The 20695-nt window shown below is 72.4% G+C and carries 15 protein-coding genes; 7 read left to right on the forward strand and 8 right to left on the reverse strand.

All coding sequences use genetic code 11. The features are described 5' to 3' along the window. Positions 1-137: 137 nt before the first annotated feature. Positions 138-650 (reverse strand): MarR family transcriptional regulator, encoded by a 513-nt coding sequence (locus AB0K65_RS26715; protein WP_365720794.1) that lies wholly within the window; start codon positions 648-650, stop codon positions 138-140. A gap of 200 nt (positions 651-850) precedes the next feature. On the opposite strand from AB0K65_RS26715, the gene AB0K65_RS26720 reads away from it, so the two are divergent. The 4 genes from AB0K65_RS26720 (at position 851) to alc (ending at position 4905) form a co-directional block, all read left to right on the forward strand. Further along, positions 851-1798: an EamA family transporter gene (locus AB0K65_RS26720; protein ID WP_365720796.1), complete on the forward strand. Its 948-nt coding sequence runs from the start codon at positions 851-853 to the stop codon at positions 1796-1798. A 125-nt stretch (positions 1799-1923) separates the two neighbouring features. After that, complete coding sequence (locus AB0K65_RS26725; RefSeq protein WP_365720888.1) at positions 1924-2781, forward strand: DMT family transporter; 858 nt, start codon at positions 1924-1926, stop codon at positions 2779-2781. Positions 2782-2791: 10 nt separating this feature from the next. Then, positions 2792-3712: a LysR substrate-binding domain-containing protein gene (locus AB0K65_RS26730; protein ID WP_365720798.1), complete on the forward strand. Its 921-nt coding sequence runs from the start codon at positions 2792-2794 to the stop codon at positions 3710-3712. A gap of 59 nt (positions 3713-3771) precedes the next feature. Continuing rightward, on the forward strand, positions 3772-4905 hold the full coding sequence (gene alc / locus AB0K65_RS26735; RefSeq protein WP_365720800.1) for an allantoicase: 1134 nt from the start codon (positions 3772-3774) through the stop codon (positions 4903-4905). A gap of 175 nt (positions 4906-5080) precedes the next feature. Here alc and pepN (AB0K65_RS26740) read toward each other — a convergent pair whose 3' ends face one another. From pepN (AB0K65_RS26740) to AB0K65_RS26760, 5 genes are all read right to left on the reverse strand, one after another. Further along, positions 5081-7657: an aminopeptidase N gene (gene pepN, locus AB0K65_RS26740; RefSeq protein WP_365720802.1), complete on the reverse strand. Its 2577-nt coding sequence runs from the start codon at positions 7655-7657 to the stop codon at positions 5081-5083. Between the two features lie 52 nt (positions 7658-7709). Then, positions 7710-8993: a TerD family protein gene (locus tag AB0K65_RS26745; protein WP_365720804.1), complete on the reverse strand. Its 1284-nt coding sequence runs from the start codon at positions 8991-8993 to the stop codon at positions 7710-7712. A gap of 183 nt (positions 8994-9176) precedes the next feature. Beyond that, a complete protein-coding gene (locus AB0K65_RS26750) occupies positions 9177-10193 on the reverse strand; it encodes an aspartate-semialdehyde dehydrogenase (RefSeq protein ID WP_365720806.1) in 1017 nt (338 codons plus the stop codon). 160 nt (positions 10194-10353) lie between these two features. Further along, positions 10354-13674: a S8 family serine peptidase gene (locus tag AB0K65_RS26755; protein ID WP_365720808.1), complete on the reverse strand. Its 3321-nt coding sequence runs from the start codon at positions 13672-13674 to the stop codon at positions 10354-10356. 198 nt (positions 13675-13872) lie between these two features. Continuing rightward, positions 13873-14415 (reverse strand): CGNR zinc finger domain-containing protein, encoded by a 543-nt coding sequence (locus AB0K65_RS26760; protein WP_365720810.1) that lies wholly within the window; start codon positions 14413-14415, stop codon positions 13873-13875. Positions 14416-14602: 187 nt separating this feature from the next. Here AB0K65_RS26760 and AB0K65_RS26765 point away from each other — a divergent pair, with 187 nt between their 5' ends. The 3 genes from AB0K65_RS26765 to AB0K65_RS26775 all read left to right on the forward strand — a co-directional run bounded on the left by AB0K65_RS26765 (position 14603) and on the right by AB0K65_RS26775 (position 16903). Continuing rightward, positions 14603-15151, forward strand: coding sequence for an HPP family protein (locus AB0K65_RS26765; RefSeq protein ID WP_365720812.1), 549 nt, complete (start codon positions 14603-14605; stop codon positions 15149-15151). Between the two features lie 36 nt (positions 15152-15187). After that, a complete protein-coding gene (locus AB0K65_RS26770) occupies positions 15188-15655 on the forward strand; it encodes an NUDIX hydrolase (protein ID WP_365720814.1) in 468 nt (155 codons plus the stop codon). A gap of 93 nt (positions 15656-15748) precedes the next feature. After that, positions 15749-16903, forward strand: coding sequence for a serine hydrolase domain-containing protein (locus tag AB0K65_RS26775; protein ID WP_365720816.1), 1155 nt, complete (start codon positions 15749-15751; stop codon positions 16901-16903). 43 nt (positions 16904-16946) lie between these two features. Here the strand turns inward: AB0K65_RS26775 and AB0K65_RS26780 are convergent, their stop codons facing one another. Then, positions 16947-17801, reverse strand: coding sequence for a hypothetical protein (locus tag AB0K65_RS26780; protein WP_365720818.1), 855 nt, complete (start codon positions 17799-17801; stop codon positions 16947-16949). 187 nt (positions 17802-17988) lie between these two features. Continuing rightward, positions 17989-20565, reverse strand: a complete 2577-nt coding sequence (gene pepN, locus AB0K65_RS26785) for an aminopeptidase N (RefSeq protein WP_365720820.1) — start codon at positions 20563-20565, stop codon at positions 17989-17991. Positions 20566-20695: the final 130 nt, after the last annotated feature.

Raw genomic sequence — 20695 nt, forward strand, 5'->3', positions numbered from 1 at the left:
CGATCGTTGAAGGTATGAACCCCCTCCTGCTGTCCGTGCTCCTGTCACTGGTCTCCGCGGCCGCGTAGGCGACCGCCGACGTACCGCCGCGGCGCCCTCGTGTGCGTTCTCCCCGGTCGGGCGCGCGCCGGGCGGCCTCACACGGCCGTCGTCGCCAGCAGCCTGCGCAGCAGGCCCGCCAGTTGCTCCGCCTCCTCGGGCGTGAGCGCGCCCTCCAGAGCCTTCCGCTGCTGGTCGAGGCCGGCGCCCACCGCCTGGTCCACCAGCTCGCGCCCGCGGTCGCTGAGGGTCACCCGCAGGCCGCGCCGGTCGTTCGGGTCGGGGCTGCGGCTGAGCAGCCCGGCCTTCTCCAGCCTGTCCAGGCGCCCCGTCATCCCTCCTGTGGTGATCATCAGCGTCGCCGTGAGCTCCCGCGGCGAGAGCGTGTACGGCGCTCCCGAACGGCGGAGCGTCGCCAGGACGTCGAACTCGCCCAGCGCCATTCCGTAGGGCGCGTACGCCTTGTCGACGCGGCCCCGCATGGCGTGGGCGAGGCGGTAGATCCGCCCGAAGACGGCCATCGGCAGGGTGTCGAGGTCGGGGCGGACGGCGGCCCACTGGTCGGCGATGGCGTCGACGGCGTCGGGGGTGCCGGGGGCGGGTGTCTCCATGTCCGCAGTGTCCTTCCGTGACGGCTCGACGGCTGTCCGAGCTCGGGCGAGTCACTCGCGAGCAAGTGACCGACAAGAAAGCTACCCGCAAGGCGATGGGCTCCTCACGAGGTCACTTGCCGATAAGTAGCTTAGCTGTAAGCTACTTATCGCCAAGCCACTCCGGACCACGCTCATCCGAACTGGGGGGGGACCCCGTCATGTCCCGCAAGGCCGCCGTCATCGCCCTGACCGCCCTCGCCCCGATCTCCTGGGGCTCCACCTACGTGGTCACCACCGAGTTCCTGCCGGCCGACCGGCCGCTCTTCACGGGCCTCATGCGGGCCCTGCCGGCGGGGCTGCTTCTCCTCGCGCTGACCCGCAAGCTGCCCCAAGGGGCCTGGTGGTGGAAGTCCGCGGTCCTCGGCGGCCTCAACATCGGCGCCTTCTTCCCGCTGCTCTTCCTCGCCGCGTACCGGCTGCCCGGCGGCGTCGCCGCCGTCGTCGCCTCGGTCGGGCCGCTCTTCGTCGTCGGCCTGGCCGCCGTCCTCCTCGGGGACCGGCCCACCGCCCGATCCCTGCTGACCGCGGTCGCGGCGGCCTTCGGGGTCAGCCTCGTCGTCCTCCGCGCCGGGGCCGCCCTCGACCTGGTCGGCGTGCTGGCCGGGCTCCTCTCCGCCCTGTCGATGTCCGCGGGGACGGTCCTCACCAAGCGCTGGGGCCGGCCTCCAGGGGTGGGCGCACTCGCTCTGACCGGCTGGCAGCTCACGGCGGGCGGTCTGGTCATCCTGCCTCTCGCGTTCCTGGCCGAGGGTGCGCCGCCCGCCCTCGACTCCACGAACCTGCTCGGCTACGCCTACCTCGCGTTCGGCAACACCGCGGTGTCCTACTTCCTCTGGTTCCGCGGTGTCGAGCGGCTGGCCGCCTCCTCGGTGACCCTCCTCGGCGTGCTCTCGCCGATCACCGCCGCCGTCATCGGCTGGGCGGCGCTCGGCCAGGCGCTCGGGCCGGTGCAGCTCCTCGGCATGGTGATCGCCTTCGGAGCCACCCTGGCCGGCCAGCTCACCCTCCGGACCCCCGCCCGAGGAGGCGCCGGACCGTTCGCTTCAGCTGAAAGGAATGCTCAAGAACTTTCGATGGACGTGGATGGTCCGGGAGTGCGACGGTAGGGCCGTCCCCGACAGAAAGGCCGCCCGTGGCACTCCTGGACCGCGTCCGCACCGCCCCGAGAACGACGGCCGACGAGCCGGCCACCGCGAGGAACCTCACGCGGGGAGCCGGCCTCGGCGTTCTCCTGGCGCTCGTCGCCACGGTCGTCTGGTCCGGCAGCTTCGTCGCCTCCCGCGCCCTGCACGACTCCGTCCCGCCGGTCCAGGCCGCGTTCTGGCGCTGGATCGTCGCCCTCCTCGCCGTCGCCCCCCTCGCGGCCCGCGAGACCTGGCGGCAGCGCCGAGTGCTCCGCCGCCACCTCGGCTTCGTCACCCTCGCCGCCCTGCTGGGCGTGAGCGTCTACAACACCCTGGTCAACCAGGCCGGACTGACCACCTCCGCCGGCAACATGGGCATGATCATGGCCGCCTCGCCGGTCCTGATGGCGCTGTACGAACGGATCGGCGGCGCCCGCCTCGGCGCCCGGCGCGTCACCGGCACGCTGATCGCGTGCGCCGGCGTACTGCTCCTCGTCGGCGAGGGCGCGCTCCCCACCACCCTCGCGGCGGGCGACCTGTGGATGCTCGCCGCCGCCGTCAGCTTCGCCTCGTACAGCGCCCTGCTGAAGCGACGCCCCGCCGAACTCGGCGGACTCGCCTTCCTCTTCACCACCTTCGCGCTCGGCGCCCTGATGCTGCTCCCCGCCCACGGGATCAGCCTCGCCGTCCAGGGCGGCTTCGACCCCGCCGTCGCCACCGTCGGACCCCTGGTCTACGTCGGGGTGCTCTCCTCCGCCGTCGCCTTCTTCGCCTGGAACAAGGCCATCGCCCTGATCGGCGCCGCCCGCGCCGGAGCCGTCTACTACCTCCAGCCGGTCTGCGTGGCCCTGCTCTCCGCCGTCCTGCTCGGCGAGGATCTCGGCGTCCTCGGCGCCGCCTGCATGGCCCTCATCCTGGGCGGAGTGGCCCTGGCCTCGGCCCGGGGGAAGCGAACCGCCCGATAGGTTGCGCCCCATGACCGAGTGGGACATCAAGAAGCTCCGTATCCTCCGCACCCTCCGCGACCGCGGCACCGTCACCGCCACCGCGGAGGCGCTGCTCATGACCCCCTCGGCCGTCTCCCAGCAGCTCACCAACCTCGCCCGGCAACTCGGCGTCACGCTCCTCGAGGCGCACGGCCGCCGGGTCCGGCTCACCGACGCGGCGCACCTCGTCCTGCGCCACGCCGAGGCCGTCTTCGCCCAACTGGAACGCGCCGACGCCGAACTCGACGGCTATCTGAGGGGCGAGGCCGGAGAGGTGCGGGTGGCGGCCTTCCCGACGGCCGTGCCCGCGCTCGTCGTCCCCGCCGTGCGGCAGCTGCGGGCCGCCCACCCCGGACTCGGCATCCGCGTCCGCGAGGCCGAGGCGGCAGAGGCGTACGAACTGCTCACCGCCGGCGAGGTCGGCGTGGCGCTCTCCCTCGCCGCCCACGCGCCCTCCGCCCGCGACCCCGAGTTCAGCCGCGTCACCCTCCTCGCCGACCCCCTCGACGTCGCCCTGCCCAGCGCGCACCCGCTCGCCGGGGCCCCCGGGCTGCGCCTCGCCGACCTGTCCGCCGAACCCTGGATCTTCGGCGGCTCCGGACCCTGGTCCGAGATCACGACCACCGCCTGCGAGGCCGCCGGATTCGTCCCCGAACAGGCCCACAGCGCCTCGGGATGGACGGCGATCCTCGCCATGGTGGAGGCCGGCATGGGTGTGGCCCTCGTGCCCCGCATGGCCTCCGCCGAACGCCGCTCCGGAGTCGTGATGCGGGTCCTCTCCGCCGACCAGCCGCGCCGCCACGTCGTCGCCGCGGTACGGCGCGGCGCGGAGCAGGGGCCCGCGGTCGCCCGTGTCCTCGCCGCCCTGCGGCAGGCGGCGGCCGCCCGCGAGACCGTTCAGCGAAACTGAACGGAACCGTCGAAAACATTCGATGGACCCCGGGGCTTTGTGCGCGGGAGGGTCGGGACATGACCTTCGAGACGCACCAGGCCCAGGACCCGCACGCCAACGACGCCGCCCCCTACGGCGGTGGCGACCCGTACGCCGACTACCGCACCGGTGACTTCCCCTTCGCCGAGCTGGTCGACCTGGCCGACCGCCGCCTCGGCGCCGGTGTCGTCGCCGCCAACGACGAGTTCTTCGCCGAGCGCGAGAACATCCTCGTCCGCGAGCGCGCCGTCTTCGACCCGGAGCGCTTCGGCCACAAGGGCAAGATCATGGACGGCTGGGAGACCCGCCGCCGCCGCGGCGCCGACGCCGGGAACGTCTTCCCCGCCCCCGACGACCACGACTGGGCGATCGTCCGCCTCGGCGCCCCCGGCGTCATCCGCGGAATCGTCGTCGACACCGCCCACTTCCGGGGCAACTACCCCCAGCGGGTCTCCGTCCAGGCCACCGCCGTCCAGGGCTCTCCCGGCCCCGAACAGCTCCTCGCCGACGACGTGAAGTGGGAGGAGATCGTCCCGCCCACCCCCGTCCGCGGCCACGCCGCCAACGGCTTCGAGATCAGCGCCGAACGGCGCTTCACGCACGTCCGCCTCTGTCAGCACCCCGACGGCGGCATCGCCCGCCTCCGCGTCCACGGCGAGGTCGTCCCCGACCCCGAGTGGCTGGAACTCCTCGGCACCCTCGACCTCCTCTCCGTACTCAACGGAGGGACGTACGAGGACGCGTCCGACAGGTTCTACTCCTCGCCCACGCAGATCATCCTGCCCGGTACCTCCCGCAAGATGGACGACGGCTGGGAGAACCGGCGCCGCCGCGTCCGCGGCACCCACGACTGGGTCCGTTTCCGGCTCGCCGCCCAGGGCGCGATCCGTGCCGTGGAGATCGACACCGCCTACCTCAAGGGCAACTCGGCGGGCTGGATCGCCCTCCAGGGCCGCGACGGCGAGACCGGCGAGTGGTTCGAGATCATCCCCCGGACCCGCCTGCAGCCCGACACCCCGCACCGCTTCGCACTCCCCGCCCAGGCCGTCGTCACCCACGTCCGCCTCGACGCCTTCCCGGACGGCGGCGTCGCCCGGATGCGCCTGCACGGCACGTTCACGGAACAGGGCGCGGCCGCACTGCGACGCCGCCACCAGGAGCTGAGCGGCTGACCCGGGGCCCGGCCACCGGCCGGCCTCCCCGTCCCCCCGGCGGGCGGCCGCGCGCCGCCCGCCCACCGGGCGGACCCCATCACTCCACGAGCCCGGCCGGCTGATCACTGAGCCGACCGGACCCGCTCCTCTGCTCCCGCCCTTCGGGCGGACGGCGCTCCTTGCGCGACCCGCTTCAGCGCGCGGCGGCCGCGTCCGCCGCCTGGGCCTTCAGGGCCCGCTCCACACCCGCGCGGGACTCGGTCACCAGGCGGCGCAGCGCCGGAGCCGGGTCGTTCTCGGCGATCCACGCGTCGGTGGCGTCCAGGGTCTCCTGGGAGACCTGGATCGTCGGGTAGAGCCCCACCACGATCTGCTGGATCATCTCGTGGCTGCGCGTCTCCGCCACACCCTTGATCGAGGCGAAGTACTTCTCCGTGTACGGAGCGAGCAGCTCGCGCTGGTCGGTCTGGACGAAGCCGCCGATCACCGCCTCCTGCACGGCGTTCGCCAGCTTGTCGGACTCGACGACCGACGCCCACGCCTCGGCCTTCGCCGTCTCCGACGGACGCGCCGCCCGCGCGGTCGCCGCGTGGCGCTCGCCCGCCGCCGTCCGGTCGCGCTCCAGCTCCCCGGCGATCTCCGGCTCGTCGTAGACCCCGGTCGCCGCGAGGCGCTGCACGAACGCCCAGCGCAGCTCGGTGTCGACGGCCAGACCCTCGATCGACTCGTTGCCCTCGAGGAGCGCGGCGAGCAGGTCGAGCTGCTGCGGCGTGCGGGCGGCCGCGGCGAACGCCCGCGCCCAGGCCAGCTGGTGGTCGCTGCCCGGCTCGGCCGCCCGCAGGTGCGCCAGCGTCGCCTCGGTCCAGCGGTTCAGGCCCGTCTCACGCCACTCCGGAGCCGCGTACAGCTCCAGGGCCGCCTTCGCCTGCCCCTGGAGCGACTGGACGACGCCGATGTCGGACTCCTTGCCGATGCCGGAGAGCACCAGCTCCAGGTAGTCCCGGGTGGCCAGCTCGCCGTCACGGGTCATGTCCCAGGCAGAGGACCAGCACAGCGCGCGCGGGAGCGACTCGGTGAAGTCCCCGAGGTGCTCCGTGACGTTCCGCAGCGACACCTCGTCCAGCCGGATCTTGGCGTACGACAGGTCGTCGTCGTTGAGCAGCACGACCGCCGGACGGGCCTTGCCCTCCAGCTGCGGGACGGGCGTCAGCTCGGTCGCGGTCACGTCCAGCTCGACCCGCTCGGTCCGCACGAGCTTGCCGGACGCGTCCAGGTCGTAGAAGCCGATCGCGATCCGGTGCGGGCGCAGGATCGACTCGCCCTTGGCACCCGCGGGCAGCGCCGGAGCCTCCTGGCGTACGGCGAACGAGGTGATGACCCCGTCCTCGCCGGTCTCGACGACCGGGCGGAGGATGTTGATGCCGGCCGTCTCCAGCCACGCCTTCGACCAGGCCTTGAGGTCACGCCCCGAGGTCTCCTCCAGGGCGCCGAGCAGGTCCGACAGGCGCGTGTTGCCGAAGGCGTGCGCCTTGAAGTACGCCTGGACCCCCTTGAAGAACTCCTCCTCGCCGACGTACGCGACCAGCTGCTTCAGCACGCTCGCACCCTTGGCGTACGTGATGCCGTCGAAGTTGACCAGCACGTCCTCGAGATCGTTGATCTCGGCCATGATCGGGTGCGTGGACGGCAGCTGGTCCTGGCGGTACGCCCAGGTCTTCTCCGCGTTGGCGAAGGTGGTCCAGGCGTGCGGCCAGCGGGTGCCCTCCACGGAGGCCTGGCAGGCGACCGACGTGAAGGTGGCGAACGACTCGTTCAGCCACAGGTCGTTCCACCACTCCATGGTGACCAGGTCGCCGAACCACATGTGCGCGAGCTCGTGCAGGATCGTCTCGGCCCGGCGCTCGTACGCCGCGTCCGTCACCTTCGAGCGGAAGACGTACTGGTCGCGGATGGTGACCGCGCCCGCGTTCTCCATCGCGCCGGCGTTGAACTCCGGCACGAAGAGCTGGTCGTACTTGGCGAAGGGGTAGTCGTACGCGAACTTCTCCTGGAACCAGTCGAAGCCCTGGCGCGTGACGTCGAAGATGTGGTCAGCGTCGAGGTACTCGGCCAGCGAGGGACGGCAGTAGATGCCCAGCGGGACCGTCTGCCCGTCCTTCTCGTAGGAGGAGTGCACCGCGTGGTACGGGCCGACGATCAGCGCGGTGATGTACGTGGAGATCCGCGGCGTCGGCTCGAAGACCCACAGGTCGTCCTTGGGCTCCGGCGTCGGCGAGTTCGAGATCACCGTCCAGCCGCTCGGCGCCTTCACGGTGAACTGGAAGGTCGCCTTGAGGTCCGGCTGCTCGAAGGAGGCGAAGACGCGGCGGGCGTCCGGCACCTCGAACTGCGTGTACAGATAGGCCTGGTCGTCGACCGGGTCGACGAACCGGTGCAGGCCCTCACCGGTGTTGGTGTACGCGCAGTCGGCGACGACCTTCAGCTCGTTCGGACCCTGGTGGAGATGGGCCAGCGCGATGCGCGAGTCCCGGAAGACCGCGGCGACGTCGAGCGCGTGGCCGTTCAGCACGACCTCGTGCACGGCGGGGGCGACGAGGTCGATGAAGGTCTCCGCGCCGGCCTCGGCGGAATCGAAGCGGACGGTGGTGACGGACCGGTAGGTGCCGCCCTCCTGCGCACCCGAGAGGTCCAGTTCGACCTCGTACGCGTCCACGGTCAGCAGCTTCGCCCGCTGCTGCGCCTCTTCACGGGTCAGGTTTGTGCCAGGCACCCGGTCAACTCCTCGGTTTCGTGACGTTTGGCTCATCCTTCCACGGCGTACCTCAGCGGCGCACCGAGCATTTCCACGGTCCGTCACCGCCGATCCGCAGCAGCCCGGGGCCGGACACGGCCGCGCTCACCCGCACCTCGCCGGTCCGGTCGACGAGGAGCTCCTGGTCCTCCGCGTCGTAGGCGGGCTCGCGCGGCGGGGTGTGCCGGTGGACGGTGAAGGGTGACTGGCCGTGGTGGACGAAGTCGAGGACGGCGGCCGGCCCGTCGTAGACGACGAGATCGTGGGCGACGCCCTCGATGTGGCTGTCGAAACGGCGGGCCCGGGTCAGCGGCAGGACCCGCAGGGTCCAGGGCGTGTCGGCCTCGACCCGCAGGGTCAGCGGCCGGCCGCGGGGGACGACGGCCACGGTCCGGGCGTGGACGTCGTCCTCGTAGGCCGTGAGCAGGAAGCCCTCGGCCCGGCCGTGCGCGTCGCAGGACTCGATGGTGGTCGAGAGGGAGTGGTACGAAACGATCTCCAGGAGCGCCCACCCCGGCGGGAGGCCGGGGTCGCAGACCACGGTCTCCTTGCCCCGGCCCTGGTGGACGGAGGGCCGGAAGCCGTCCGGGGACGGATCGAGGAGGGCGGTGGCGGGGACGGCGTGGGCGGGGACGGCGTGGGCGGGCGGGGTGCCCGGCGCGAAGAGCGTGGCCGTCGGCCGGCCGTACCCCGGGTCGGGGCCGGTGCCGGCCGGGGGGTGCCCCGGGGCCGTGAAGCGGGCCGGGGGGACGTACCCGGGGCCCGGGATGGGGTCCGGCGGGGCCTCGACCACGATGCCGAACTCCGTCGCCAGACCCGCCAGGCCCGAGCCGTAGCCCCGGCCCACGGCGTGGAACGTCCAGTCGCCGCCTCGCCGGCGGAACTCGCCGACGACGAACGCCGTCTCCGTCGTCGCCTCCCCGAAGGCGAAGTACGCCGCCGGGGCGCCCGTCGTGTCCGTGATCCGGAGATCCGGGGACGGGACCCGGCCGAAGGCGCCCCCGTCCGCCGAGGCGGCGATCACCACGCGGGCGACGGACGGCTCCAGCCGTGCCAGGTCCAGCCACAGCCAGTCCGCCGCCATGGAACCGGGCTCGCCGGGCGCCGACCGGCCCAGGTGCCGCACGGCGCCCGAAGGGTGCTCGCCGTGGTTGTAGAAGACGAGATCGGCGTCGCCCCGCACCCGCCCGGCCGCGTCCAACAGCAGCGCCGACACGTCCACGTCGGGCACGCCGTGTCCGGTCCGCCAGGCGACGGCGACCTGGAGGGCCCGGGTGGGGACCGGGACGGCGGCACCCTTCGGTATGTGGGTCATGGTCGGATCCTGTCACCGGACGCCCCGGGTTCGAACGCGTTGTCCGAATCCCGCCGGACGGTGACCAGGGAGCGGTCGCCGCCGGACGATGGCCGGGACCCGGTGGCCAGGGAGCGGTGGCCGGGGAACGCCGGAGGGGCGGCCGTCCTCCCGGACGGCCGCCCCTCGCGTACGGCGGTGGGGTCAGCCCTTCAGCTCGGCCGCCACCAGCTCCGCGATCTGCACCGCGTTCAGCGCGGCACCCTTGCGGAGGTTGTCGTTGGAGACGAAGAGCGCGAGGCCGTTCTCGACGGTCTCGTCCACGCGGATACGGCCGACGTACGACGCGTCCTTGCCGGCCGCCTGCAGCGGGGTCGGGATCTCCGAGAGCTCGACGCCCTCGGCGTCCTTCAGCAGCTCATAGGCGCGCTCGACGCTGATCGGACGGTCGAAGCGGGCGTTCACCTGGAGGGAGTGGCCGGAGAAGACCGGGACCCGGACACACGTGCCGGAGACCTTGAGCTCCGGGATCTCCAGGATCTTGCGGGACTCGTTGCGGAGCTTCTGCTCCTCGTCGGTCTCGTGCGAGCCGTCGTCGACGAGGTTGCCCGCGAGCGGCAGGACGTTGAAGGCGATGGGGCGCTTGTAGACGCCGGGCTCGGGGTACGAGACGGCCCCGCCGTCGTGGGTGAGCTCGGTGGCGCGGTCGACGACGGCCTTGACCTGGCCGTCCAGCTCGGCGACACCGGCCACGCCCGAGCCGGAGACGGCCTGGTAGGTGGTGGCGACGAGGGCGGTCAGACCGGCCTCCTGGTGGAGCGGCTTGAGGACCGGCATCGCGGCCATCGTGGTGCAGTTCGGGTTGGCGATGATCCCCTTGGGGCGGTCCTTGACCGCGTGCGGGTTGACCTCGGAGACGACCAGCGGGACCTCGGGGTCGCGCCGCCAGGCGGAGGAGTTGTCGATCACGACCGCGCCCTGGGAGGCGACCTTCTCGGCGAGTGCCTTGGAGGTCGCGCCACCTGCGGAGAAGAGCACGATGTCCAGGCCGGTGTAGTCGGCGGTGGACGCGTCCTCGACGGTGACCCCGTCGAGGACCGTGCCGGCGGAGCGGGAGGAGGCGAAGAGCCGCAGCTCGTCGAGCGGGAAGTTCCGCTCGGCCAGGATCCTGCGCATGACTGTGCCGACCTGACCGGTGGCTCCGACGATTCCGACCTTCACGGGGACTCCTCCGTACGTTTGTGCAGGGTGCTGCCGGTCCATGATGCGTATGGCACCGGGCGCCTTGTCCAATCCATTGTCCAAGGGTCGGGACATACGAAGGGCGGACGCCGGTTCCGGCGCCCGCCCTCCTACCCGCTCAGCGGGGTTTCACCGGTTGTTACGGCGTGACCTTGCCGATGACGACGCTGCCGGAGCCCGCGACCGTGCCGCGGGCGTTCACCAGCTGGACCTCGCCGAAGAACTGCCGGCCCTCGGGCGCGGCACCGGCGACCAGCACCGAGGCGCCGGCCTGGGCGCTCGCGCCGTTCGCCAGCTTGACCTGCTGGGCCGCGTCGACCTGGACGCTGCCGAGCGAGGCGGAGTAGTAGACGTCCTTGTAGTCGAAGGTCGTGCCACCCTCCGCCTGGACCGAGTACCCGTCGATCACGATCGTGTAGGTGCCCGGCGCCGGCTTGACCAGCGAGACGGCCTCCTCCGAGTCGCCGTCCGCCGCCTGGCCGACCTGCACGCCGTTCAGGAGGACGGTCAGGTCGAGGTCGGCGGCCTTGTCGGAGGTGTTGCCGATGGCCACGTCGAGCCGCTCCACGCCCTCACCGATGGTGACGGTCCTGGTCTGCTGCTCGTGGTGCCCGATGGTCGGGGTCTCGACCTTGGCCGAACCCAGCGAGCCGCCCTTCAGCCTGCCGTCGATCGCGGCGAACTTGTTGGTGACCTTCCACTCGACGGCGGCCGGGGTGCCGACCTTCGCCTCGGCGACGGTCTGCACGGCCGGGTCGAAGTCGGCGCCCAGCACCGAGACGTCCAGCTTGTACGGGTTGTCCAGGTCGGGCGAGGTGCGGCGCGCCTCGACCTCGATCTCCCAGACGCCCGGCGTCGGGTCGGCGTACGAGCGGAGGTCCGCACGGCAGCCGTTGCCCGGGTTGTAGTGCGGGTAGCACACGTTGGAGGCGGTCGACTCGATGGCCACGCCGTACGGGTGGATCGCGATGAACCGGGTCTGGCTCTTCTCCTTGAGGCCGCCGATGGCGACCTCCAGGGTCTTGGCGCCCTCCGGCACGTTCACGAAGTAGGACTTGTGGCTGTTGCGCTGGACCGAGCCGGCGGCGGAGAAGCCGTAGCCGGGCGCGGCCAGGTCGCTCGCGACGACGACGGTGGACAGGATCTGCTTGTCCACGCCCTCGGTGCGCTCGTCGTCCAGCTCCAGGATGGCGCTGTGGACGCCGGCCGTGCGCGGCAGCGCCTCGACCTTCACGGTCACCGGCTTGTTCAGCGGCAGCGTGATGTGGTCGTACGCGGTGGCGGCCCGGAAGGTGCCGTCGTTGTACTTCCAGTTCAGCTCGTGCCGCACGCCCCACTTCGGGCCCGTGGTACGGGTGACGGTGACGTTGTACGTCTTCTTCTGGCCGGCCTTGAGGCCGCCCTCACGGTCGTACACACCGGTGCCGGTGTGCGGGGCCGGGAAGATCGCGGTGTCGACCGGGGCCTCGACCTTGTAGGCGTGCGCCGTGGCGCCGCCCTCGATGGAGTCCCAGGCGTCCTCGATGTCGATGCGGCCCGAGCCCTGCTCGTGCGCGGCGACACCGGGGATCCGCTCGGCGGTCGAGGTGAGCGCCGTGCGCAGCGTCAGCGGGTCGAGCTCGACGCCCTTCTGCTTCGCGGCGGAGAGCAGCAGCGCGCTCGCGCCGGCGACCTGCGGGGAGGACATCGAGGTGCCGTTGAGCATCCCGTAGCCCGCGGGCAGCGTGTAGCCGGACTCGGGGACGCCCGCCCCGTCCTGCCAGGTCGGGATGGTGTTCACGGCCGAGCCCGGACCGGTGATGGTCGGGGTGAAGCCGCCGTCCTCACGCGGGCCGCGCGAGGAGAAGGGGAACATGGCGTACGACTTGGTGACGGCCGAGCCGTAGTTGGCGGCCCAGGTCTCCTTGGAGATGGCCGCGCCGACCGAGACGACCTTGTCGGCCAGGCCGGGGTCGCCGATCGTGTTGATGCCCGGGCCGGAGTTGCCGGCCGAGATGACCAGCTGCACGCCGTACTCGTCGATCAGACGGGTGTAGAGGCGGGAGCGGACGTTGTCGCCGTCGTTCTGCGCGGGCAGGCCGCCGATCGACATGTTGACGATGTCGACGCCGCGGTTGACGACGAGGTCGGTCATGCCCTCGGTCAGCGCGGTGTTGGTGCAGCCGCCGGTCCAGGTGCAGGCCCGGGAGGAGACGATCTTCGCGCCGGGGGCGGCGCCGTTCATCCTGCCGCCGAAGAGGCTGTGCGCGGCGGTGATGCCGGCGACGTGTGTGCCGTGCGAGGACTCGACGATGCCGATGTTGACGAAGTCGCGCTTCTGGCCGACCCAGGTCCCGCCGAGCGGGTCCATCGCGACGTCCTTGCGGATCTCCACGACGAAGGGGGTCTTCTCGACGACGCCGGTGGCCGGGTTGTCGGTACCGAAGTAGCCGACCTGGTACCCGTCCTTGTACGGCTTCATCGGAGCGTTGTCCGTGAAGTCGTTGTTCTGGTCGGTGTCCACGCGGACGGTGCCGGCGGCCGGGTCGTACAGCATGCCGAAGACGTCGGTGGTGTCGCCGTCGCGGTTGATGTCACCGGCCGGGTCGCCGCCCGCGGTGATCGACTCGGTGAAGCGGCTGAACTGGTAGGAGCCCTCGGGCGCCTTCCAGGACTGCGCCGAGGCGGTGAAGACGGGGCCGGTGACCGGGGCGTTCTGGGCGCGCCAGGTGGCGTCGCCCTCGGTCAGCGGGTCGGTGGCGGTGACCCAGTCGACGATCTTGCGCTCGCCGGTGGTGGTCTTCTGCAGCGCCGGGTGGCCGAGGTCGACACCGGAGTCGAGGATGCCGATGGTCACGCCGCGGCCGTCGGCCTTGGGGTTGTCCTCGACGAACTCGACCGCGCCCGTCTCGTGGGACGGGTTGTACGGGTTCTTCGCCGGGGTGTTCTTGCCGGGGGCCGGGTACGTCGTGGTGACGGTCGTGCCCTCGACGCCGCCCGTGGTGCCCGCGTCGGGGGTCGGGTCGTCCAGCTTGATCTCGGCCTGGAGGTCGATCGACTGGACGGAGGAGAGCTTGGTGGCCGCCTTGATGGCGGCGTCCGCCTTGCCGGTGGGCAGGGTGGCGCGGACGTAGCCGAGCTTGTCGTCCTGCCGTCCGACCGAGGCGCCCGGGACGGCGTCGAGCTGGCCCGCGACCTGCTCGGTGGCGCCGGGGGCGGTGGCGACGAGGAGGGTGACGTTCTTCTCGCCGGTGGCCTCGGCCTCGGACAGGCGCTGGGCGTCGGTCGCGCCGAGCTTGTCCGCGGAGTCGGAGGCCTTGACCGGGGGAGTGGTCGCCGGGTCCTCGGCGGCCAGGACCGGAGCGGCACCGGCCGCGATGAGCGCGGTCACCAGTCCGGCGGCGGCGGCGATGCGTGCCGCACGTCTGTGCCCGGAGGTCGAGCGCCCGGGTATGGAGCTCTGAGTTTCGGGGGTGGTCATTTACATCCCTGGTTGTGAAAGAAGAGGGTCCGGATTTCGGTACCGGATGACCGCTCAGCCTTTCGTACCGCACCGGGGTTTGGGGAGAGTTAACCGGTGGCGGGATGCGCTGGTGGCGCACATCCGCCACTGCGGGACATGCGCCACGAGGGATGAAACGCCCTGAACCGGGGCGAGTTGCCGACCCCGGTGGGGGGACTAGTTGTCTTTTGTACGAGCATAGTGCCGCGATGCCTTGGCCCGGTTTCCGCAGATCGCCATGGAGCACCACCGCCGGGTGCCGTTCCGCGAGGTGTCGAAGAAGTGCAGGATGCAGGCCTCGTGGGCGCAGGCCCGGATGCGGTCGGGAGCGGCGCGCAGCAGGTCGAGGTAGTCGCGGGCGGCCGTCCAGCCGGGCCCCCAGGCGGCCTCCTCGAATTCGGCCTCCTCGCCCGGCCCTTCCGGGGTGAGGGTGGCGCGGATCCGGCCGTGGTCGAGGACGGCGTCGACGCGGGCGGTCGCGGCCGGGTCGCCGGGACGGTCCACGAGCCCGGCGAGGGCGTCGCGGGCGGCGAGCGTGTTCCGCAGGGTGGCCGCGTCGGCGCGGAAGCGGTCGCCGAGCCCGTTGGCCGCGAGCCAGATCGCGAGCCCCTCGGTGTCGGTGAGCAGGTCCCGGCGCACCCCGTCCTCGTTCCAGCGGGTGTTGAGCAGGTCGAGGGAGACCGGCTCGCCGATGAGCGGCCGGGGATCCGAAGCGGTCATGGCGGGCGCCTTCCTCGTCGAGCTAACCCCTCAAGGGTACGTGACCGGTTGACGCTCGACGGGACTAACCCTTAACCTCGCAATGAGGGGTTACCCCCGGCGTTGCGGGAGCCCGTCGGCCACCCCCCCTGCGGTGGTCGGCCCCCGACCACTTCCCGGCCCATCCGCCCCTGACCCAGGACCCTTCATGACGACTGCCCCGCCCTCCGGCTCCGCCTCGGCCTCCGTCCCGGCGCCCGATCCCGCCCCGTCTCCCTCCCGCCCCCGGCCGCCCGCCCGGCCCCGGCTGCGGGTGGTCGCCCTGGCCACCGCCGTCAGCGTCACCGCGCTCCTCGTCCTCGTCGCCGTCGGCGCCGTCCTGCACGAGCCCCTGCTCATCCCCCCGCTCGCCGCGAGCATGGCCCTCGTGGCCGGCGCGCCCGACCTGCCGCTCTCCCAGCCGCGCTCGGTCGTCGGCGGCCAGCTCTTCTCCGCGCTGACCGGCTTCGCGGTCCTCGCCGTCGCCGGGCCCGGCATCTGGGGCGCCGCCGTCGCCGGCGGCCTCGCGCTCGGCGTGATGATGCTGGCCCGCACACCGCATTCGCCCGCCGCGGCGACCGCCGTGATCGTCGCCCTCCAGGAGCCGCCCTTCCTCCCCTTCCTCGCCCTGCTCGCCCTCGCCGCCCTTCTCCTCGTCGCCGTCGGCGTGGTCGGCGCCCGCGCCTCCGGGCGCGCCTATCCGACGTACTGGTTCTGACCCCTCCGCCGCCCCGGACCCCTCTAACCTCGGCTCATGAAGACGGAGTTGAGGGTGGCGGCCTACGCCGTGTGCGTCCGTGACGAGGAGATCCTGCTCGCCCGCTGGGTGGCCGGCGACGGCAGCAGGAAGTGGACTCTGCCCGGCGGCGGCATGGAGCACGGCGAGGAGCCGGTCCGGACCGTCGTCCGGGAGGTCGAGGAGGAGACCGGGTACCTCACGGAACCCACGGCCCTCCTCGGCGTCGACTCGATCCGCCGGTCCTGGTCGCGCCGGCTCGCCGGGCCCGGCGACTTCCAGGGGCTGCGGATCCTCTACGAGGCCCGCGTCACCGGCGGGTCCCTGCGCCACGAGACCGGCGGCTCCACCGACCTCGCCGCCTGGCACCCGCTCGCCGCAGTCCCGGGCCTGGTTCGCGTCGAACTGGTCGACATCGGACTGGACTTGTGGCGGGAACGCCCCCCGGTCGGACGCTCCCGGCTCACCGATCCCGGAAACGGCTGAAACCCGCTCAACCGTCCCGGCCCGCTCAACCCTCCCGTGCGTCCCGCGGTCCCCTCCCCCGACCGCAGCACACACACCAGGGGAGCCCCGCACATGTCAGTCGCACGCACCACCACCCGCACCGTCCTCGCGGCCACCGCCGTGGCCGCGCTCACCGCCACCGCGCTCGCGGCGCCCGCCGCCGCGGCCACGAGCCCCCAGCAGCGGGACCGGCACGCCGCCACGCAGCGGGCACTGGACGCGGCGGCCGAGGCGGGAGTGCCCGGAGTCGTCGCCCAGGCCCGTGTCGGACGGGCCGGCTGGACGGGCACGGCCGGGGAGCGCGGGGGCCAGGACCGCTACCGGGTCGGCTCCATCACCAAGACGTTCGTCGCCACGGTCCTCCTCCAGCTCCAGGCGGAGGGCCGCCTCGACCTCGACGACACCGTCGAGAAGTGGCTGCCCGGCGTCGTCCGCGGCAACGGCCACGACGGCCGGAAGATCACCGTCCGTCAGCTCCTCAACCACACCAGCGGCGTCTACAGCGTCACCAGCGACCCCGGCTTCCAGGAGAAGGTCTTCGGCCCGGCCTTCCTCGAGCACCGCTACGACACCTGGACCCCCCGGCAGCTCGTCGCCGTCGCCATGAACCACGCGCCGGACTTCGCCCCCGGCACCGCCTGGAACTACTCCAACACCAACTACGTCCTGGCCGGCATGGTGGTGGAGAAGGCGACCGGCCGTCCGTACGGAAAGGAGGTCGAGCGGCGGATCATCAAGCCGCTGAAGCTGCGCGCCACCAGCGTCCCCGGCACGAGGGCCGCGATGCCGCAGCCGAGTTCACGCGCCTACTCGACGCTCTCGATCGACCCCGACGCCACGACGGTCCACGACGTCACCGAGCTGAACCCGTCCCTCGCCTACGCGGCGGGAGAGATGATCTCCGACTCCAACGACCTGCAGACCTTCTACCGGGCCCTGCTCAAGGGGAAGCTGCTGCCGAAGGCCGAACTGCGCGAGATGACGGACGCCGTGGCCGTCGGCGCCGAGGCGCCGGGCATGGCGTACGGACTCGGGCTGATGCGGCAGAAGCTCAGCTGTGACAAGGAGATCTGGGGGCACGGCGGCGGCATCCACGGCTCCGTGTCCGAGGCCCACGTCACGCGGGACGGCACGCACTCGCTCGCCCTGAACCTGAACGCCGACTGGACGGGTGACAGCCAGGCGGTCGTCGAGGCCGAGTTCTGCGGCGCCCCGCCGAAGAAGTAGCCGCGAGAAGGCCGCGGCCCCCGCGAGGCCGTACGGAGACGGCCTAGCGAGGCAGGACGACGACGTAGGCGGCGGGCTGCCGGTCCGACGCGGCCATCAGGGCCGTGCGGATGACGGTGGCCTGCTGGTCCATCGCCTCCCGCAGCTTGCGGGGGGTGATGTGGACCACCGTGATCCCGAGCCGCTCCAGGTGCTCGCGCTTGCGGGTGTACTCCGACCACAGCGCGTCGTCGTCCTGCCGCGGCGCCCGGGTGTCCAGCTCCACCGCCACCGCCTGGTCCGGCCAGTAGGCGTCGAGACCGCCCAGGTGCGGCCCGCCGGGCAGGCGCAGGTCCACGTTCCACAGCGGGTCGGGCAGCGCGAACTCCCGCACCATCTCGTAGAGCCGCTCCTCGGCGAGGGACCGGCCCTCGGCGAGCAGCGCGTCCACCGCGTCCACCACGTGGGGCCGGGTCAGCAGCCGCTCCCGGTTCAACTCCCTGACCACCGCCCCCGGTTCGCAGTGCCCGCCGCGTACCGCCTCGGTGAGCAGCAGGCGCACCCGCGCCGGGTCGCTCATGGCGGCGACCGCGTCGGCGAGCGCCCGGGCGACCGGCGCCACGGGCACCGCGTCGATCTCCAGCGGAGCGGGCAGCTCCTGGGCGCGCACGACCCGGACCGCGGCGGTGGAGCGCAGCCGGCGGGTGCGGGGCACCAGCACGTCGATCCGGTCGACGGAGGGCAGCGGGGGAGCGGAGTCGAAGCGGTGCAGCGCGAGCGCGGCGAGACCGGTGATCATCGCCTCGGGCGTCTGGGGCGGCAGGCAGCCGCGGTGCCGGGCGTAACGCAGCGCCTCCTGGAGCCGGTCGTGGCCGGTGAGGGGGAGGGGCCGGGGGGTGATGGGGGTGTTGTGGTTCATGCCGGGGGTCTTCCGCCGCCGGACCCTCCGCTAACCGCTGTTACAAGGCCGTCGACATTTAGGGACAAGCTCGCCCTAAAGTACGCGCGTTCGAGTGCCGATCAGAGCCCGCCCTCGCGGGAGCCCGGACAGCACCCGGCCCCGGCCGCGAGCACACGCTCGCCGCCGGGGCCGGGCCCGCCGTTCCTCAGCCGGCCAGACCGTCGCAGGCCTGGGCGCGCAGCGCCCTCGCCAGGTCGTCCCGGGACTCGATGACGAGCCGGCGCAGCGCGGGCGCGGCCGTCGCGTGCGCGTCGAGCCACGCGTCCGTCGCCGCCAGGGTCTCCTCGCTGTCCCGCAGGCCCGGGAAGAGTCCCCGCACCACGTCCATTCCGATCTGGATCGACCGGTCCGCCCACAGCCGCTCGATCGCCGCGAAGTACTTGTCCGCGTACGGCGCGATCAGCTCGCGCTGGGAGGGCTGGACGAACCCCGCGATCGTCGCCTCGACGAGCGCGTTCGACAGCGCGTCCGACTCGACGACCTGAGCCCAGGCCTGCGCCTTGACCGCGGCCGAGGGCCGGGCGGCCAGACAGCGCACCTGGTGCCGCTTGCCGGTCGCCGTGTCGTCCCGGGCCAGCTCCGCGTCGATCCGCGCCTCGTCGGCCCGGCCGTGCGTGGCGAGCGGCGTGAGGAACGACCAGCGCAGCTCCTGGTCGACGTCGAGACCGTCGATCTTCGCGGTGCCGTCGAGCAGCCCCTCCAGCAGCTGGAAGTCCGCGTCCGACGAGGAGGCCGCCGCGAAGAACCGCGCCCAGGTCAGCTGGTGCTCGCTGCCCGGCTCGGCCAGCCGCAGCTCGCGCAGCCCGCCCTCGGCGAGCAGACGGCCGCCCGCCGCGCGCCAGGCCGGCGCCGCGTAGTGGGTGACCGCCGACTGGGCCCAGGCGTGCACCATCTGCAGCACCCCGATGTCCGCCTCGCGGCCCGCGAACTCCAGCACGATCGCCACGAAGTCCCGGGCCGGCATCAGACCGTCCCGTGTCAGGTTCCACAGCGCCGACCAGCACAGCGCGCGCGCCAGCGGGTCGGTGATGTCCCCCAGGTGCGCCCGCAGGGTGGCGAGCGAGCCCTCGTCGAAGCGGATCTTGCAGTACGTGAGGTCGTCGTCGTTGACGAGGGCCAGCGCCGGCCGCGCCTCGCCCGCCAGCTCCGGCACCACCGTCCGGACGCCGGTGACGTCCGTCTCGGTCTGGGCGTACCGCACCAGCGCGCCCTCCGGCGAGAGCCCGTACAGGCCCACCCGCACCCGGTGCGGGCGCAGCTCCTCGCCGTCCTGGACGACGGCCAGCTCGGTGATCCGGCCCTCGGCGTCGTACGTCAGCACCGGCGTCAGCGTGTTGACCCCCGAGGTCTGGAGCCAGGAGCGCGACCACGCCTTCATGTCCCGGCCGGAGGTCTCCTCCAGGACGGACAGGAGGTCCGTGAGGCGCGTGTTGCCGTACGCGTGACGCTTGAAGTAGCGGCGCGCGCCCTCCAGGAAGGCGTCCCGTCCGGCGTAGGCCACCAGCTGCTTGAGGACCGAGGCGCCCTTGGCGTAGGTGATCCCGTCGAAGTTCAGCTTGGCGTCCTCCAGGTCACGGATGTCGGCCGTGATCGGATGGGTGGACGGCAGCTGGTCGGCGCGGTAGGCCCACGCCTTGCGGTTGTTGGCGAACGTCACCCAGCTGTTGGTGAAGCGGGTCGCCTCCGCCAGCGAGAACGAGCCCATGAAGTCGGCGAAGGACTCCTTCAGCCACAGGTCGTCCCACCAGACCATGGTGACCAGGTCGCCGAACCACATGTGCGCCATCTCGTGCAGGATGACGTTCGCCCGGCGCTCGTACGCCGCCTGCGTCACCTTGCCCCGGTAGATGTACTCCTCGCGGAAGGTCACCATGCCGGGGTTCTCCATCGCGCCGAGGTTGTACTCGGGGACGAAGGCCTGGTCGTACTTCCCGAAGGGGTAGGGGAAGTCGAAGTTGTCGTGGAAGAAGTCGAAGCCCTGCTTGGTGACGAGGAAGACGTCGTCCGCGTCGAAGTGCTTCGCGAGCCCCTTGCGGCACATCGCGCCGAGCGGGATCTCGACGTCCCCGCGCCGGTAGGTGTCGGTCACGTAGTGGTACGGCCCCGCGACGACGCAGGTGATGTACGTGGAGATCGGCGCGGTCTCCGCGAACCGCCACACGCCGTCCGGGCCCTTCTCGCCCGCTCCGTTCGACCAGACCGTCCAGTCGTCGGGGGCGGTCACCTCGAAGCGGTACGGCGCCTTCAGATCGGGCTGCTCGAAGTTCGCGTACACCCGCCGGGAGTCGGCCGGCTCGTACTGCGTGTAGAGGTAGACCTCGCCGTCCTCGGGGTCGACGAAGCGGTGCATGCCCTCGCCGGTCCGGCTGTAGGCACACTGGGCGTCCACGACGAGGACGTTCTCGTCGGCCAGTCCGTCCAGCGCGATCCGCGAGCCGTCGAACACGACGGCGGGGTCGAGCGCCCGGCCGTTCAGCTCCACCGACGTCACGGCGGGGGCGATCAGGTCGACGAACGTGGCCGAGCCCGTGCCCGTACGGCGGAAGCGGATCGTCGTCACCGAGCGGAAGGTCCGCACCCTCGCCCCGCCCTCGGCGGGGGTCCCCCCGTCCCCGGGCTCGCCGACCGCCGACCGCAGATCGAGGGCGACCTGGTACCCGTCGACGCTCAGCAGCTCGGCCCGCTCGCGGGCCTCGTCGCGGGACAGATTCTCTCCGGGCACGGTCACTCCTTCGTGGCTCGTTCGAAACAGCACCGATCCTCCCATGTGCCACTGTCGCCCGGCACGCGGGGAATGCGTCCGCCGCACGGTGGCGTTGCTCCCTCTGGCGCACAGATATCCGTCAGACAGC

The organism is Streptomyces sp. NPDC053755 (assembly GCF_040677675.1).
Taxonomy (GTDB): Bacteria; Actinomycetota; Actinomycetes; order Streptomycetales; family Streptomycetaceae; genus Streptomyces.

Coding starts and splice junctions, on each gene's coding strand:
- AB0K65_RS26730 (WP_365720798.1), top strand. CDS start 2,792: ATGACCGAGTGGGACATCAAGAAGCTCCGTATCCTCCGCACCCTCCGC.
- AB0K65_RS26760 (WP_365720810.1), bottom strand. CDS start 14,415: ATGACCGCTTCGGATCCCCGGCCGCTCATCGGCGAGCCGGTCTCCCTC.
- AB0K65_RS26770 (WP_365720814.1), top strand. CDS start 15,188: ATGAAGACGGAGTTGAGGGTGGCGGCCTACGCCGTGTGCGTCCGTGAC.
- alc (WP_365720800.1), top strand. CDS start 3,772: ATGACCTTCGAGACGCACCAGGCCCAGGACCCGCACGCCAACGACGCC.
- AB0K65_RS26755 (WP_365720808.1), bottom strand. CDS start 13,674: ATGACCACCCCCGAAACTCAGAGCTCCATACCCGGGCGCTCGACCTCC.
- AB0K65_RS26775 (WP_365720816.1), top strand. CDS start 15,749: ATGTCAGTCGCACGCACCACCACCCGCACCGTCCTCGCGGCCACCGCC.
- AB0K65_RS26715 (WP_365720794.1), bottom strand. CDS start 650: ATGGAGACACCCGCCCCCGGCACCCCCGACGCCGTCGACGCCATCGCC.
- AB0K65_RS26765 (WP_365720812.1), top strand. CDS start 14,603: ATGACGACTGCCCCGCCCTCCGGCTCCGCCTCGGCCTCCGTCCCGGCG.
- AB0K65_RS26745 (WP_365720804.1), bottom strand. CDS start 8,993: ATGACCCACATACCGAAGGGTGCCGCCGTCCCGGTCCCCACCCGGGCC.
- AB0K65_RS26720 (WP_365720796.1), top strand. CDS start 851: ATGTCCCGCAAGGCCGCCGTCATCGCCCTGACCGCCCTCGCCCCGATC.
- AB0K65_RS26780 (WP_365720818.1), bottom strand. CDS start 17,801: ATGAACCACAACACCCCCATCACCCCCCGGCCCCTCCCCCTCACCGGC.